At 43.3% G+C, this 15,294-nt stretch carries 9 protein-coding genes; 3 read left to right on the forward strand and 6 right to left on the reverse strand.

The annotated features are described in order from the left end of the window. Window positions 1-498: 498 nt before the first annotated feature. From QZ379_RS07640 to gltB, 5 genes are all read right to left on the reverse strand, one after another. Window positions 499-1,728 (reverse strand): LL-diaminopimelate aminotransferase, encoded by a 1,230-nt coding sequence (locus QZ379_RS07640; protein ID WP_291562672.1) that lies wholly within the window; start codon window positions 1,726-1,728, stop codon window positions 499-501. 26 nt (window positions 1,729-1,754) lie between these two features. Beyond that, on the reverse strand, window positions 1,755-2,558 hold the full coding sequence (dapF, locus tag QZ379_RS07645) for a diaminopimelate epimerase (protein WP_291562674.1): 804 nt from the start codon (window positions 2,556-2,558) through the stop codon (window positions 1,755-1,757). A 90-nt stretch (window positions 2,559-2,648) separates the two neighbouring features. Next, complete coding sequence (gene asnB, locus QZ379_RS07650) at window positions 2,649-4,343, reverse strand: asparagine synthase B (protein WP_291562676.1); 1,695 nt, start codon at window positions 4,341-4,343, stop codon at window positions 2,649-2,651. A 75-nt stretch (window positions 4,344-4,418) separates the two neighbouring features. Then, the gene (locus QZ379_RS07655) at window positions 4,419-5,762 is read right to left on the reverse strand and encodes a glutamate synthase subunit beta (RefSeq protein ID WP_291562678.1); all 1,344 of its coding nucleotides are present in this window, start codon (window positions 5,760-5,762) and stop codon (window positions 4,419-4,421) included. Window positions 5,763-5,782: 20 nt separating this feature from the next. Further along, complete coding sequence (gene gltB / locus QZ379_RS07660) at window positions 5,783-10,297, reverse strand: glutamate synthase large subunit (protein ID WP_291562680.1); 4,515 nt, start codon at window positions 10,295-10,297, stop codon at window positions 5,783-5,785. A 309-nt stretch (window positions 10,298-10,606) separates the two neighbouring features. On the opposite strand from gltB, the gene glmS reads away from it, so the two are divergent. After that, window positions 10,607-12,451 (forward strand): glutamine--fructose-6-phosphate transaminase (isomerizing), encoded by a 1,845-nt coding sequence (gene glmS, locus QZ379_RS07665; RefSeq protein ID WP_291562696.1) that lies wholly within the window; start codon window positions 10,607-10,609, stop codon window positions 12,449-12,451. A gap of 7 nt (window positions 12,452-12,458) precedes the next feature. Here the strand turns inward: glmS and ruvA are convergent, their stop codons facing one another. Then, window positions 12,459-13,058, reverse strand: coding sequence for a Holliday junction branch migration protein RuvA (ruvA, locus tag QZ379_RS07670; RefSeq protein WP_204394386.1), 600 nt, complete (start codon window positions 13,056-13,058; stop codon window positions 12,459-12,461). Window positions 13,059-13,262: 204 nt separating this feature from the next. Here ruvA and QZ379_RS07675 point away from each other — a divergent pair, with 204 nt between their 5' ends. Both QZ379_RS07675 and lgt read left to right on the forward strand, forming a co-directional pair. Beyond that, window positions 13,263-14,162 carry a diaminopimelate dehydrogenase gene (locus QZ379_RS07675; protein WP_291562684.1) on the forward strand — a complete coding sequence of 300 codons (900 nt, stop codon included), beginning with the start codon at window positions 13,263-13,265 and terminating at the stop codon, window positions 14,160-14,162. 109 nt (window positions 14,163-14,271) lie between these two features. Then, complete coding sequence (gene lgt, locus QZ379_RS07680) at window positions 14,272-15,096, forward strand: prolipoprotein diacylglyceryl transferase (RefSeq protein ID WP_291562699.1); 825 nt, start codon at window positions 14,272-14,274, stop codon at window positions 15,094-15,096. Window positions 15,097-15,294: the final 198 nt, after the last annotated feature.

Raw genomic sequence — 15,294 nt, forward strand, 5'->3', positions numbered from 1 at the left:
GCGAGGACTTGAAACGTAAAGCCCGACCGTCCCACGGGAACGCCCAAAAGAAAATTTACAATTACATCTTCGGTTAATATAGTAACACCAAAAGCGTTACATAAATTAGATTCAAATATATGAATAAAGCCACAAGACCAATATAAAAAAATGTTTCATACACAATAAATTTTGTTTCATGTATCATTTTCACATCAAAATGAAACATTCGTTATATTTACCATTCCAATACAAATTTCTAATCCGCTGATTTCCAAACAAATACAAAAACATACAAAAACGCCTCGTTATTTTAGTCAAAACGAACCGTCGTTTAAACTAAAACGACTAAACGTTTTTTCTAATATTTCAAAGACTACACTACATACACTAACACAGACAATAAAAAAAGGCGAAACTACATCGCTGTAGTTCCGTCTCTACTAAATACATATAAAACCAAAACAGATTGTAATCAATGCCATGCAATCTGGCAGGACATGACATGGCATAATATTATTATATATATTTCTCAATACGTTGCATAGCCTCTATACAGTCCTCTCGTTTTCCGAATGCTGTAAGACGAAGGAAACCTTCGCCGGACGGCCCGAAACCTACACCCGGAGTACCTACCACATTAGCTTTCTCCAACAAAGTATCGAAGAATTTCCATGAGCCGTAACCTTCAGGAGTCTTGAGCCACAGATACGGTGAGTTCACTCCTCCATAAACCGTCATACCGGATTTCTTCAAGCCTTCGCGCATGATACGTGCGTTTTCCAGATAATAGTCTATGTTCGCTTTTACCTGTTCCTTTCCTTCAGGAGAATATATAGCCTCGGCTGCACGCTGAGTAATATAGCTGGTTCCATTGAATTTTGTACACTGGCGTCGCAGCCACAATTTATTAAGCTGAACTTTCGTTCCGTCTGCCGCAGTAGCAAGAAGTTCGTCTGGAATTACCGTATAACCACATCGCACTCCTGTGAATCCGGCTGTTTTGGAAAAACTTCTGAATTCTATCGCGCAGTGTCTTGCTCCTTCAATCTCGTATATTGAATGTGGAACATTTTCCTCGCGTATGAATGCCTCGTATGCAGCATCAAAAAATATTATAGAACCATTCTTGAGCGCATAGTCTACCCATTCTTTCAGTTCCTCTTTAGTAAGCGTTGTTCCTGTAGGATTATTAGGATAACACAGATAGATAATATCCGCATACTTAGAAGGAAGCGAAGGAACAAAACCGTTTTCTTCATTACAAGGCATATATATAATATAGCTCCAACATCCGTCAACACCCAACTCTCCTGCCCTGCCGGACATAACATTGCTGTCGATATAGACAGGGTAGACAGGGTCGGTTACGGCTATCTTATTGTTACGACCGAATATGTCACCTATATTTCCAGTGTCACTTTTTGCTCCATCATTTATGAAAACTTCATGAGAAGAAAGCTTTATTCCACGTGATTCGAAATCATTCTTTATAATAGCCTCGATCAGAAAATCATATCCTTGTTCCGGTCCATATCCATGGAATGAAACAGATGAAGCCAGTTCGTCTGCGGCACGGTGCATAGCCTCGATGCAGGCTGTGGGAAGCGGACGTGTTACATCGCCTATCCCCAGTCTGATGAGGTCGATGCCGGGATTCTCCGCCTTGAAACTGTTTACCTTCTTAGCTATGTCCGAGAACAGATAACTGCCGGGCAGTTTTAGAAAATTATCGTTTATTTGCGCCATTGTTTTTAGTTGTTGGTTGTTAGTTTTTAGAGAGATATCTCTCCATCAAAGACTTTTACAGCAGGACCGGTCATATATACATGTCCGTCTGTTTCGTCCCATTTAATTTTAAGTGTGCCTCCATCCATTTTCACAGATGATTCTCTACCGCACTTTCCGGTATATGCCGCAGCCACGGCTGTAGCGCAAGCTCCTGTTCCGCATGCCATTGTAATACCTGAACCACGTTCCCACACTCTCATACGAATATATCCATCTTGAAAAGTCTGTGCAAATTCCACATTTACACGATCAGGGAATAATGGATGTTTCTCAAGTGACGATCCAACAGTATTGATGTCAACTTCGAATATATTATTTACAAATATCACAAGATGAGGATTACCCATTGATACAGAAACACCTTCTGTGTATCCGTATCCATCACCTAACTGAACTTTTCCAATAACTTTAGGAAGTCCCATATCGACGGTCACTTCATCAACATGATTATCTTTTGTAAGATGAAGTCGCAATGTTTTTATTCCGGAAAGAGTTTCCAGTGTAACTTCCGTTTTTGCAGTCAGTCCCTCTTCATAAAGGTATTTTCCTATGCATCGGCTCGCATTTCCGCACATCATGGCTTCCGAACCGTCGGCATTGAATATGCGCATACTGAAATCCGCTGTCTTTGATGTACCGATAAGAACCAGTCCGTCGCTACCTATTCCGGTGTGATATTTGCTCCACATCACGGCAAGTTCTTCCGGATTCTCTATAGGATATTTAATGGTATTGACATAGATATAATCATTGCCGGCACCATGCATTTTTGTAAATCTGATGTTCATCTTTTGATAGTTATTAGTTGTTGGAAAGTGAGTTGTTAGTTGTTGGTTGTTAGGACTAAAAACTAATAACTGAAAACTAACAACTTAAACTCAATACGCCGCCTCATGTACTCCCGCTACAGCACGTCCACTCGGGTCATTCATCCCTTTGAACGATGAATCCCATGCCAAAGCCTCAGCAGTAGAGCATGCCACACTCGGTACGCTTGGAACCGACTTGGCTGCAGATTCGCTTGGGAAATGTTCCTCGAATATGCTGCGATAATAATATTCTTCCTTGTTCTGAGGCGGATTGATAGGGAAACGTTCTGCCGCATGGGCCATCTGCTCATCTGATACTGCTTCCGATGTTATTGCCTTCAGTGTATCAATCCATGAATAGCCCACACCGTCGGAGAACTGTTCCTTTTGTCGCCATGCCACTTCCTGGGGGAGAAGAGATGAGAACGCATCGCGCACTATCTTCTTTTCTATCTCCTTGCCCGGACACATCTTTACGGCCGGATTCAGACGCATTGCCACATCCAGAAACTCCTTGTCGAGGAAAGGAACTCTTCCTTCCACTCCCCAAGCAGAGAGCGATTTGTTGGCACGCAGACAGTCATAAAGATGCAGTTTGGAGAGTTTACGCACTGTTTCCTCATGGAATGCACGCGCATCCGGTGCCTTGTGGAAATACAGATATCCTCCGAACACCTCGTCGGCACCTTCGCCGCTCAGTACCATTTTTATACCCATAGACTTGATGACTCTTGCAAGGAGATACATCGGAGTAGACGCACGTACTGTAGTCACATCGTAAGTTTCTATGTAATAAATCACGTCGCGTATGGCGTCAAGACCTTCCTGGATGGTATAATTTATCTCGTGATGTACTGTTCCGATATGTTCGGCCACAAGACGGGCCTTTTCCAGGTCCGGCGCCCCCTTAAGCCCTACTGCAAATGAGTGAAGCTGCGGCCACCAAGCATCCTGCTTTCCGTCGGTTTCCACACGCTTGTCGGCAAACTGTTTAGCTACAGCTGAAATAACAGACGAATCAAGTCCGCCGGAAAGTAATACACCATATGGAACATCACTCATAAGCTGCCTTCTCACAGCAGCCTCCAAAGCCGAACGCACATCATTCACCTGAGCTTTGTAAGCTTCATCATCAGACATATCGGCGTATCTGTCTTTCACTGCTTCATACTCTGTCCAGTCACGATTATACCATCTGTGCATCTTACCTTCTCGGCTCCAGTAATAATGTCCGGGCAGGAAAGGCTCATATTCGTCGCACATCCCTTCAAGAGCTTTCAGTTCACTTGCGCAATATACTTTGCCGTCTGCATCACGTCCTATATAAAGAGGTATAACGCCTATAGGGTCGCGTGCAATAAGAAACTCATCGCGTTCCTCGTCATAAAGTGCAAATGCGAAGATTCCACTCAGTTTCTCTATAAAAGCCACTCCATACTGACGATACAGAGCAAGTATAACCTCGCAGTCACTTCCGGTCCGGAAGTCATACTTACCTGCAAATTCGGCGCGTATGTCGCGATGATTGTATATTTCGCCGTTCACAGCCAGAATTTGTTTTCTGTCCGGCGAAAACAATGGCTGTCCTCCACTCTGAGGGTCGACTATTGACAGACGTTCGTGTGCCAGGATGGCAGAACCACCGCAATATATTCCGCTCCAGTCCGGTCCGCGGTGGCGTATGCGTTTCGCCATAGTGAGAGCTTTCTGTCTCAACTCAGGCGATTGCTGTTTTATATTGAAGATACATGCTATACCACACATAGGTTTTTAGTTTTGAGTTGTTGGTTGTTGGTTGTTGGTTGTTGGTTGTTAGGACTAAAAACTAATAACTAAAAACTAACGACTACTAAGAAAACTATCTATCTCTGCAGCCGCCTTACGTCCTGCAGCAATACATTTCACTACGAGCGACGGACCTGTAGCCGCGTCACCTGCCACAACTGCATTCGCTGGCAGTTCAGGAAGCTGTGGTTTCAGGAATCCCATAGCTAACAGAACCAAATCTGCCTTTATGGTATCTTTCTTGCCCGTAGGTTTCATCGTCGGACGGCCATCGTCTGCTGCCGGAATCCATTCTACTTCTTCCACCTCTACTGCTGTGACTTTTCCGTTTTTGCCCACAAACTTGTTCGAGTTCAGACACCAGCGGCGTGTACATCCTTCTTCGTGGCTTGAACTGGTTTTCAGTACAACAGGCCACTGTGGCCATGGGGTAGCAGGATTGTGTCCTACAGGAGGTTTTGGCATTATTTCTATCTGAGTAACGCTCAATGCTCCCTGACGGTGTGAGGTACCTATACAGTCGCTACCCGTATCACCACCACCTATTACCAATACATGCTTTCCGCGGGCAGATATTCTGTCTTTCTCCGCAAGATTCTGCCCGGCAAGCACTCTGTTCTGCTGCGCTAACATCTCCATGGCAAAATGAATGCCGGAAAGTTCGCGTCCCGGTATCGCCAGATCTCTGGCTTGCGGAGTTCCTGTACAAACGGCATACGCATCAAATCCTTCAGGCAATTTCGCAAGGTCTATTTCCGAATTAGTCTTGAAGACAATGCCTTCGGCCTCCATTATTCGGATACGGCGGTCTATGATGTTCTTTCCAAGTTTAAAATTTGGTATTCCGTATCGCAGAAGACCTCCGAGCATCTCGTCGCGCTCGAATACCGTAACTTCGTATCCACGTCTGTTCAGTTGGTTTGCTGCAGCAAGCCCGGCAGGTCCCGAACCAATCACAGCCACTTTTTTTCCGTTTCTTTCATATTTTTTCGGAGAGATATATCCTTCGCGGAAAGCTGCCTCAATAACGGCAGCCTCATCCTCACGAATAGTTACAGGAGAGTCGATACTGAGTTTCAGTACACACGATTTCTCACACAGCGCAGGACAGATACGGCCTGTAAATTCCGGAAAGTCGTTTGTTGCACTCAATATTTCGTAAGCCTTGCGCCAGTCACCCTTGCATAGTGCATCCTGAAACTCAGGAGGACGATTTCCCAACGGACATGCCCAATGACAGAATGGTACTCCGCAGTCCATACAACGGCCGGCCTGCAATTTACGTTCGCTTGTGTTAAGTGTCTGTTCCACTTCACTATAATCGGCAACACGTTCATAAACAGGACGGTAGCCGGCCTCTTGACGAGGTATATTTAGAAATGCTTTTGGATTTCCCATATTATTCATTATTAGTTATTTCAATAGTCCCTCTGTACCTCCGCAATCTTCTGTTGCAGTTTCTTCATCTGTTCCTCAGCCAGAACACGTTTGTATTCTATCGGAGTAACCTGAATAAATTCATCAACATGCTCCTGCCATTCATCGAGCAGAGTACGTGCCAATTTCGAACCGGTGAATTTCCAGTGACGTTCGATAAGTTCTTTCAACTCCTTGCGTGAAGCAGAATCTTCAAGCAGATTGAGTTCAACCATCTCCATATTACAGAAATAGTCGAAACTATGTTCCGGGTCCCACACATATGCTATACCGCCACTCATACCGGCTGCAAAATTTCTTCCGGTATCGCCAAGCACTACCACACGTCCGCCTGTCATGTACTCACAGCAGTGGTCACCAACTCCTTCTACAACGGCTATTGCACCTGAGTTTCTCACTGCAAATCTCTCTCCAACACGTCCGTTAATATAAACTTCACCTTTAGTGGCACCATACATCAGGGTATTGCCTGCGATAGTATTCTTAGAAGCATCGAACAACGAACCTGACGGAGGCAACAGACAGATACGTCCACCGCTAAGACCTTTTCCCACATAGTCATTGGCCTCACCTTCCAAACGGAATGTTATTCCAGATGTCAGGAATGCTCCGAAACTCTGTCCTGCCGAACCTTTAAACTTCACGTTAATAGTACCGTCAGGCAAACCTGTATGACCGTATCTTCTTGCCACCTCCCCAGAGAGCATAGCACCTGCCGAACGGTCTGTATTGGAAATTGTATATTCCAGTTCAACCGGTTTCATGTTATCCAAAGCCTCCTTAGCCGCTGAAATCATGGCTCTGTCCTTTATACCCAACAAGTCAAGAGGTTTGTCTGCTGTATGATGAATGTCGGCACAGCTTTCCACCTTATGTAAAATTCTTCCAAAATCCAGACCTGACATTTTTCCTCTGCTGTCTGAAGAATCAACTTGAATAAGGTCCGTACGTCCTACTATATCTTCCAGTTTTGTAAATCCCATTTCTGCCAGATACTCTCTTACTTCCTCTGCCAGGAAACGAAAATAATTTACAACATATTTATAATGTCCACGGAAATGCTGACGCAATTTTTCATCCTGAGTAGCAACTCCGACAGGGCACAGATTGGCATGACATTTTCTCATCATAACACATCCCAAGACTATCAGTACAGAAGTTCCGAAAGCAAATTCCTCAGCTCCAAGCAAAGCCATACTTATTATGTCACGTCCTGTTTTCAACTGTCCGTCTGTCTGCAGACGTACCTGTCCTCTAAGTCCGTTCAGCACAAGAGTCTGCCGGGTTTCGCTCAAACCTATCTCAGGCGGGATGCCGGCATATCTCATTGACGAAGCCGGAGAAGCACCTGTACCACCTTCGGCACCAGAAATCACAATCAGGTCAGCCTTGGCCTTTGCCACACCCGCCGCAATGGTACCAACACCACTTTCAGCCACCAGCTTAACACTTATAGCAGCACGCGGATTAACATTCTTCAAATCGAAAATCAACTGTGCAAGATCCTCTATAGAATATATATCGTGATGAGGTGGAGGAGAAATAAGAGATATTCCGGGAATAGAATGACGTGTATGGGCAATTACTTCATCTACCTTAAATCCCGGCAGTTGTCCACCTTCTCCCGGTTTTGCTCCTTGTGCCACCTTTATCTGGATTTCCTCGGCATTGACTAAATATTCAGTTGTCACTCCGAAACGTCCCGAAGCTATCTGCTTGGTCTTGCTGCACAGACTGATATCTCCGTCTTCGGTATGATAAACATCAGAGAATCGGCTGCTGTCTTCACCACCTTCACCGGTATTGCTTCTTGCTCCAAGACTATTCATTGCCAATGCAAGAGCCTCATGAGCCTCCTTGCTGATTGCACCGAACGACATTGCTCCGGTAACAAAATGTTTCACTATATCTTCTACCGGTTCCACCTGGTCTATGCTGATAGGAGCCCTGCGAAAACCGAAAAAGTCGCGAAGGAAAATAGGATTTTCCTTTTTATCCGCTTTAGCAGTAAATTCCTTGAACTTTTTATAACTACCTGTACGTGTGGCAAGCTGAAGCAGACTTATCGTATCAGGATTCCATGCATGCTGTTCACCATCCTTTCTGTATGAAAAGAGTCCGATATGGTCAAGCAATGCTCCGGCCTCATCTTCAGATATAGCAACACCGGAACGATGGAATCTGAGATAGTCATGTGCAATATCTCCGATACTTGCCCCTCCAATTGTAGACACATCTGTTCCGAAATACATTCTCATTACCTCAGCATTCAAGCCTACAGCCTCAAACAGTTTCGCACCGCGGTATGAGCGTATCGTACTGATACCCATCTTGCTCATCACCTTATACAACCCCTTGCAAAGAGCCTTTATATAGTTCTTTTCGGCAGTAGCATAATCAAGCTGCACATCGCCTTTCTTAACCAAACCGTCTATCACAGCAAAAGCCATATACGGACAGATTGCACTCGCTCCATATCCCAAAAGCAATGCAGCATGCATTACTTCGCGTGCTTCGCCACTTTCAACTATCAACGCAGTCTGCACACGTTTCTGAACCGAAATCAAATGATGGTGAACTGCGCTTACAGCAACAAGTGACGGTACAGGCGCATATTCGGCATCTACATCCCTGTCTGAAAGCACTATATAGTTTGCACCTGCATCAACGGCTTCTTCCGCACTCTTACACATATTATCTATAGCGCGGCGAAGTCCTTCCTCACCATCTGAAGCTTTGAATACCATTTTCAATTTGACAGTACTGAAGCCCTTATATCTGATATTACAGAGAATATCAAGCTGTGTATTGGTAAGCACGGGATGCGGCAGACGAACCATCTTGCAATGTCCTGCACTCGGACTGAGAATATTGCTTCCTACGGCACCGATATACTCAGTAAGAGACATTACCAGTTCTTCTCGTATAGGGTCAATAGCCGGATTAGTAACCTGCGCAAACTGCTGACGGAAATAATTGAATACCGACTGAGGTTTTTCACTCAATACAGCCAAAGGAGTATCATTCCCCATTGACGCTGTAGGTTCCGCACCTGCGGCACACATAGGAGTAAGAGTACGCTCGATGTCTTCGCGGGTATATCCGAATATACGAAGTTTTCTTCCTGCATCTTTCACAGAGTTTTCCACCTTACGTCCACTGCGCAAAGTATCAAGTTCAATTCTGTTGGCAGCCAACCATTCTGTGTATGGCAAAGCCGATGCCAAATTTTCTTTAACTTCTTTATCGTAATATATTTTACCTTCCTGTGTATCTATCAATAATATCTTACCCGGCTGCAGTCTTCCTTTGGCTTCTATTTCATCAGGATTGAAACTTATGGTACCTGTTTCGCTGGCAACTACCATAGTTCCGTTTTTTGTAACCAGCCATCTGGCAGGACGCAAACCGTTTCTGTCAAGCATACCTCCGGCGTATCTTCCGTCGCTGAAAAGCAGTGCGGCAGGACCATCCCAGGGTTCCATCAGTATGGAATGATATTCATAGAAGTCTTTAAGTTTCTGACTGATAGGGTTTTTCTCGTTTATAGACTCAGGTACCATCATGGCAAGCGCATGAGGCAGACTAAGACCTGACATAACGAAAAATTCAAGTACATTATCCATTGAGGCACTATCGCTCATGCCTGGTTGTATGATAGGACGTATCTTTGATATATCCCCCAGTTTCTCAGATGAAAGAACGCTTTCCCTGGCTTCCATCCAGGCACGGTTACCACGAATTGTATTTATCTCGCCGTTATGAGCCATCATACGGAAAGGCTGTGCCAGACTCCATGTAGGAAATGTATTCGTACTGAAACGTGAATGCACCAAAGCCAGTGCACTGGTAAAGTACGGCTGCGTAAGGTCTGCATAATATTCACGAAGTTGTGTAGAAGTAAGCATTCCCTTATACACCATGTTCTTACTGGAGAGTGACACTATATAAAAGTCTTTGTGTTGTATTCGATTTTCTATCTTCTTCCTGATGATATACAGTTTTTTCTCCAGTTCAGATTCATCTGCTCCGGCAGTGACAAAAATCTGCTTCACATCAGGTTCTGTAGCTTGCGCGTCCTTACCCAAAATATCCGAGTTTACCGGCACCGTGCGTACATGCATCAGTGTCATCCCTTCACGCTCTATTTCTTCTATCATCGCACTCATAATATCCTGCTGAGCGTCTTTATCTTTAGGCATAAACACCAGTCCTGTACCATATTTACCTTTTTCAGGAACCGGAATACCCTGTAGAAGAATAAATTCATGCGGTATCTGAATCATGATACCCGCACCATCACCTGTCTTACTGTCTGCTCCTTCAGCTCCACGGTGTTTCATATTCTCCAATACCTTCAAGGCTGAGTCTATCAGTTCATGTGACTTTGCACCATGCAGATTGACTATCATTCCTACACCACAGGCGTCATGCTCATTTGCCGGACTATATAATCCCCGAAGAGCATTTTCTCTGATAAAATGATTCTCTTTCATTGTGTTTTGGTTTCTTTATGTACTAAAATCTCGTTTGTATGTATTATTTTGCACTACAAAAGTATAGAATCTCATCTTTTGTGCATTGTTTTATAAGCTCTTTCTAAAAAAAAAGATACTGAGCTTTCAAGAGTTGTTATAAATACGAATTAATAAAAAGGAATACCTTCAAATTTAAAACCAAATACTTTATTTTTAACTTCAGTTTAATACTTCATTTTTTATTTTATTCAAAAAAGCATATTATAGGACATATATATAAACATGAAAATACTTACTTTTGTATTGAATGAAAACAAGTATATAAATATGTGTGGAATCGTAGGATACATTGGCAAGCGTCAGGCATGGCCCGTGCTTGTAGAAGGTCTTCGCAAATTGGAGTATAGGGGATATGACAGTGCCGGAGTGGCACTTATAAATACTCCTGGAGACTTAAAGATTTACAAATCAGTAGGAAAAGTTGCAGACTTGGAACAGGTTGTTGCAGGCAAAGACACATCAGCCTCGACCGGTATTGCACATACACGTTGGGCTACTCATGGAGAGCCAAGTACGATAAATTCTCATCCTCATACTTCGATGAGCGGTCGACTGGCTTTAGTACATAATGGTATTATCGAAAATTATGCTCTCCTAAAACAAAAACTTATAGATAAAGGATATGTCTTCAAAAGCAGTACTGACACGGAAGTATTGGTACAACTGATTGATTATATCCAGACAGAAGGAAATCTTGATCTTCTGACATCTGTTCAGTTGGCACTAAAAGAGGTAATAGGAGCATATGCTATAGCAGTAATAGACAAAAATCATCCAGAAACAATCATTGCCGCAAGAAAAAGTAGTCCTTTAGTAGTAGGTATAGGTAAGGATGAATACTTCCTTGCATCAGATGCCACTCCGATTGTAGAATATACTAATAAGGTAATATATCTCTCAGACGGAGAAATAGCCGTACTAAGAAATGGCGAACCTATCAAGATTGTAGATTTGGACAACGTGGAATGCTCGCACGAAGCACAAACCATAGCATTGAATATCGGTCAGCTTCAGAAAGGAGGCTATCCTCATTTTATGATAAAGGAAATATTCGACCAGCCTGAATGCATAGCCGACTGTATGCGTGGCCGTCTTAATCCGGAAACTATGTCAATATTGCTTTCGGCAGTAAAAGAACACAGAGACAAGTTTATCAATGCACGACGATTTATTATTGTAGCCTGCGGTACATCATGGCATGCAGGACTTATAGGAAAACAACTTATAGAAACAATGTGCCGCATACCGGTAGAAGTGGAATATGCATCTGAGTTCCGTTACCGTAATCCTGTAATATCGCCGGATGATGTAGTAATAGCCATTTCACAAAGCGGTGAAACTGCAGATACATTAGCTGCCATAGAACTTGCACGTAACAGCGGAGCATTTGTTTACGGGATATGTAATGTGGTAGGTTCATCCATCGCACGTGCTGCAGACTCCGGTTCATATATACATGTGGGTCCTGAAATAGGTGTTGCATCGACTAAGGCATTCACCGGTCAGGTCACTGTACTTCTGATGTTTGCACTGTCACTGGCACAAGAAATGGGTACTATATCTTCTTATGAATATACTGAAACTGTTGCCTCGCTAAACAACATTCCGGAAAAGATACGCCAGGTTCTGAAACAGAACGATTATATAGCAAATCTGTCTAAAATGTTTACATATGCCCGAAATTTCATCTATTTAGGACGCGGATATTCATTCCCTATAGCACTGGAAGGAGCACTGAAGCTAAAAGAAATATCATATATACATGCCGAAGGTTACCCGGCTGCAGAGATGAAACATGGACCTATTGCACTTATCGACGCGGAAATGCCGGTAGTAGTCATTGCTACCAATTCACCTCTGTACGACAAGGTTCTGAGCAATATTCAGGAGATAAAGGCACGAGGAGGAAGAGTAGTTGCAATTGTTACAGAAGGAGATACGGTAATCAGTTCACTTGCCGATTTCAGCATTCCGGTGCCTGCGGTGTCTGAGTGTCTGGACGCTCTGGTAACATCCATTCCGCTGCAACTGATGGCATACCATATAGCCGTATGCAGAGGACTGGATGTTGACCGTCCACGAAATCTTGCAAAATCGGTGACAGTAGAATAATCCACCGTCACCTCAATCTCGTAAGAGCTATCTTAATGACTTTCTGTACAGGTGCATCCGGTTCTTCATGAAGAATCTGTCCAACAACCTTTTGCGACGGTGCCTGTGCAAATCCCAACATAGTCAAAGCGGCAACTGCCTCTTCATATATTTCATTATTGGCAGCAGATATAGGTGTAGAAACATTTCCGGTGCTTTCTACACCTATATTTTGTATCTTATCCTTGAGTTCTACAATAATTCGCTGGGCAGTCTTCAGTCCGATACCCTTTACCATTTTCAGTAGTTTCTCATTTCCGGAGCTTATCACATTGCATAACTCGGAAGGGCTCAAAGCCGAAAGAATCATTCTGGCTGTATTACCTCCAATTCCTGAAACTGTTATCAGCATAAGGAAAAGTTCCCTTTCCTGTTTGGTTGCAAAACCGTAAAGTACATAAGCATCCTCCCTTATAGCCTCGTATATATATAGTTTCACATCTCCTTTTCCCTGTATGGCAGAAAAAGTGTTAAGTGAAATATTCACACCGTATCCCACTCCGTTACAGTCCACTACCGCCATGGTAGGTGTAACATCATCAAGTTTTCCTTTTATATATTCTATCATATTCTGGTTATAAATTATAATTTAACGGCAAAAATAAGTATCACAAAGTTATAAATCGTAAGTTACGTTCGAAATATTTCAAAAAACGTACTTTTTTTTCTCTTTAGAACAATTCTAATTTTTTATTTTTGCATCGTCAAAAATACAGGATTCATTCCTTGTATCAAAATTAACAGAAACAAATAATTAAACACCAATAAAATTATGAAAAAGATTAGAGCTGCCGTAGTTGGTTACGGAAATATCGGAAAGTTTACAATTGAAGCACTTGAAGCTGCTTCTGATTTTGAAATTGCAGGTGTAGTTCGCCGTAATGGTGATGCAAACAAACCGGCAGAACTTGCTCCTTATAAAGCAGTAAAAGACATCAAGGAACTTGAAAATGTCGATGTGGCTATCCTTGCAACTCCTACACGCAGCGTAGAGCTGTACGCAAAAGAAATCCTTGCATTGGGTATCAATACAGTAGACAGTTTTGACATACATACACAAATTACATCTTTACGTCGCACATTGAACGAAACAGCAAAGGCACACAATGCGGTTTCAATCATCGCTGCAGGATGGGATCCGGGAAGCGACTCAGTAGTTCGTACACTTCTTGAAGCTATCGCTCCAAAAGGTATAACATACACTAACTTCGGTCCGGGCCGCAGTATGGGACACTCTGTTGCCGTACGCGCCATCGCAGGTGTTAAAGATGCATTGTCAATGACAATTCCTGTAGGTACAGGTATTCACCGCCGTATGGTATATGTGGAACTTGAAGAGGGTGCAGACTTCAAGACTGTTGAAGCTGCAATCAAGTCGGATGCATATTTCGTAAACGACGAAACTCACGTTATACAGGTTCCATGTGTTGACGACCTCAATGACGTTGGTCACGGTGTAAACCTTGTACGCAAAGGTGTATCCGGTAAGACACACAACCAGTTGTTCGAGTTCGATATGAAGATTAATAACCCGGCTCTTACTGCTCAGGTATTGGTTTGTGTGGCACGTGCTTCTATGCGTCAACAGCCTGGATGCTACACTATGATTGAAGTTCCTGTAATCGACCTTCTTGAAGGCGACCGCGAAGAACTTATCGCTCATTTGGTATAATCATCAGACTATTTATCAATCTTTCCATAAAATCTCTTTCCCTATAAATTTTGGGAGAGAGATTTTTTTATTTCCTTTGCATATATAATTCAAAAAACTCAGAAACATGATTTTAGGAAGCATCGTTTGGGACGTCGATCCCATACTTCTCCGTCTTGGTTCTATAGAGCTGAGATGGTACGGACTAATGTGGGGCTTGGGATTTATCCTGGCCTACGAAATGGGCTCACGCCTTTTCAAGAAAGAAGGTCACCCTGACGACTGGGCAGACAAACTGTTTGTTTACTGTATAGTGAGTGCCGTTGTAGGGGCTCGTTTAGGGCACTGCCTGTTCTACGAGTGGGATTATTACGGTTCGCATCCATTAGAGATACTTAAAATATGGAAAGGCGGATTGGCAAGCCACGGAGGTGTATTCGCACTAATACTTGCCCTGATATGGTATTCCAAAAAGGTTACACACAAAAGTGTGTGGTGGCTGTTCGACCGTCTGATACCTGCAGTAGCAGTGGTCTGTGCATGTATCCGTTTCGGAAATCTGATGAACTCCGAAATATTCGGATATCCTACAGACCTCCCATGGGGATTTGAGTTTGTACGCTCACGCGAATGGCAGGAACTATATAACCAAAACGGAGTGGCACAGGCATGTCATCCTACACAGATATACGAAATGCTATATTGTGCAGTAGCCTTTATCTTCTCATGGCTGGCATACCACAAATTTGGTTTACAGAAAAGAATAGGACTTATCACCGGAGTTTCACTCCTGATATTCTTTGGAGCACGTCTCGGACTGGAATTCATAAAGAATCCGCAAGTAGCAGAAGAAGTAGGCATGACACTCAATATCGGCCAATGGCTCAGCATACCACTCATCCTACTCGGTATATACCTGATTTTCACAAGTGGGAAACGTAAAGAAGCATTCTGAAATAATTGAATAAAAAATAGGAGCTAATCTCCGTAAATGGGATTGGTTCCTATTTTTACGTTGATTCGTTTCAGCTATGTTACAGTAGATAAAAAGAAAACCCTCATAAGCTGCAGACTTACAAGGGTTTAACTCTATTATTTCGTACCCAGACCCGGGGTCGAACCGGGATGGATGTTACTCCACTGGTGTTTGAGA

Source organism: Bacteroides sp., assembly GCF_019417265.1.
Taxonomy (GTDB): domain Bacteria; phylum Bacteroidota; class Bacteroidia; order Bacteroidales; family Bacteroidaceae; genus Phocaeicola.

What these genes read in the sequence shown, in the direction of transcription:
- QZ379_RS07655 (WP_291562678.1), bottom strand. Translation starts at nt 5,762, where the DNA reads ATGGGAAATCCAAAAGCATTTCTAAATATACCTCGTCAAGAGGCCGGC.
- glmS (WP_291562696.1), top strand. Translation starts at nt 10,607, where the DNA reads ATGTGTGGAATCGTAGGATACATTGGCAAGCGTCAGGCATGGCCCGTG.
- QZ379_RS07640 (WP_291562672.1), bottom strand. Translation starts at nt 1,728, where the DNA reads ATGGCGCAAATAAACGATAATTTTCTAAAACTGCCCGGCAGTTATCTG.
- QZ379_RS07675 (WP_291562684.1), top strand. Translation starts at nt 13,263, where the DNA reads ATGAAAAAGATTAGAGCTGCCGTAGTTGGTTACGGAAATATCGGAAAG.
- asnB (WP_291562676.1), bottom strand. Translation starts at nt 4,343, where the DNA reads ATGTGTGGTATAGCATGTATCTTCAATATAAAACAGCAATCGCCTGAG.
- dapF (WP_291562674.1), bottom strand. Translation starts at nt 2,558, where the DNA reads ATGAACATCAGATTTACAAAAATGCATGGTGCCGGCAATGATTATATC.
- ruvA (WP_204394386.1), bottom strand. Translation starts at nt 13,058, where the DNA reads ATGATAGAATATATAAAAGGAAAACTTGATGATGTTACACCTACCATG.
- gltB (WP_291562680.1), bottom strand. Translation starts at nt 10,297, where the DNA reads ATGAAAGAGAATCATTTTATCAGAGAAAATGCTCTTCGGGGATTATAT.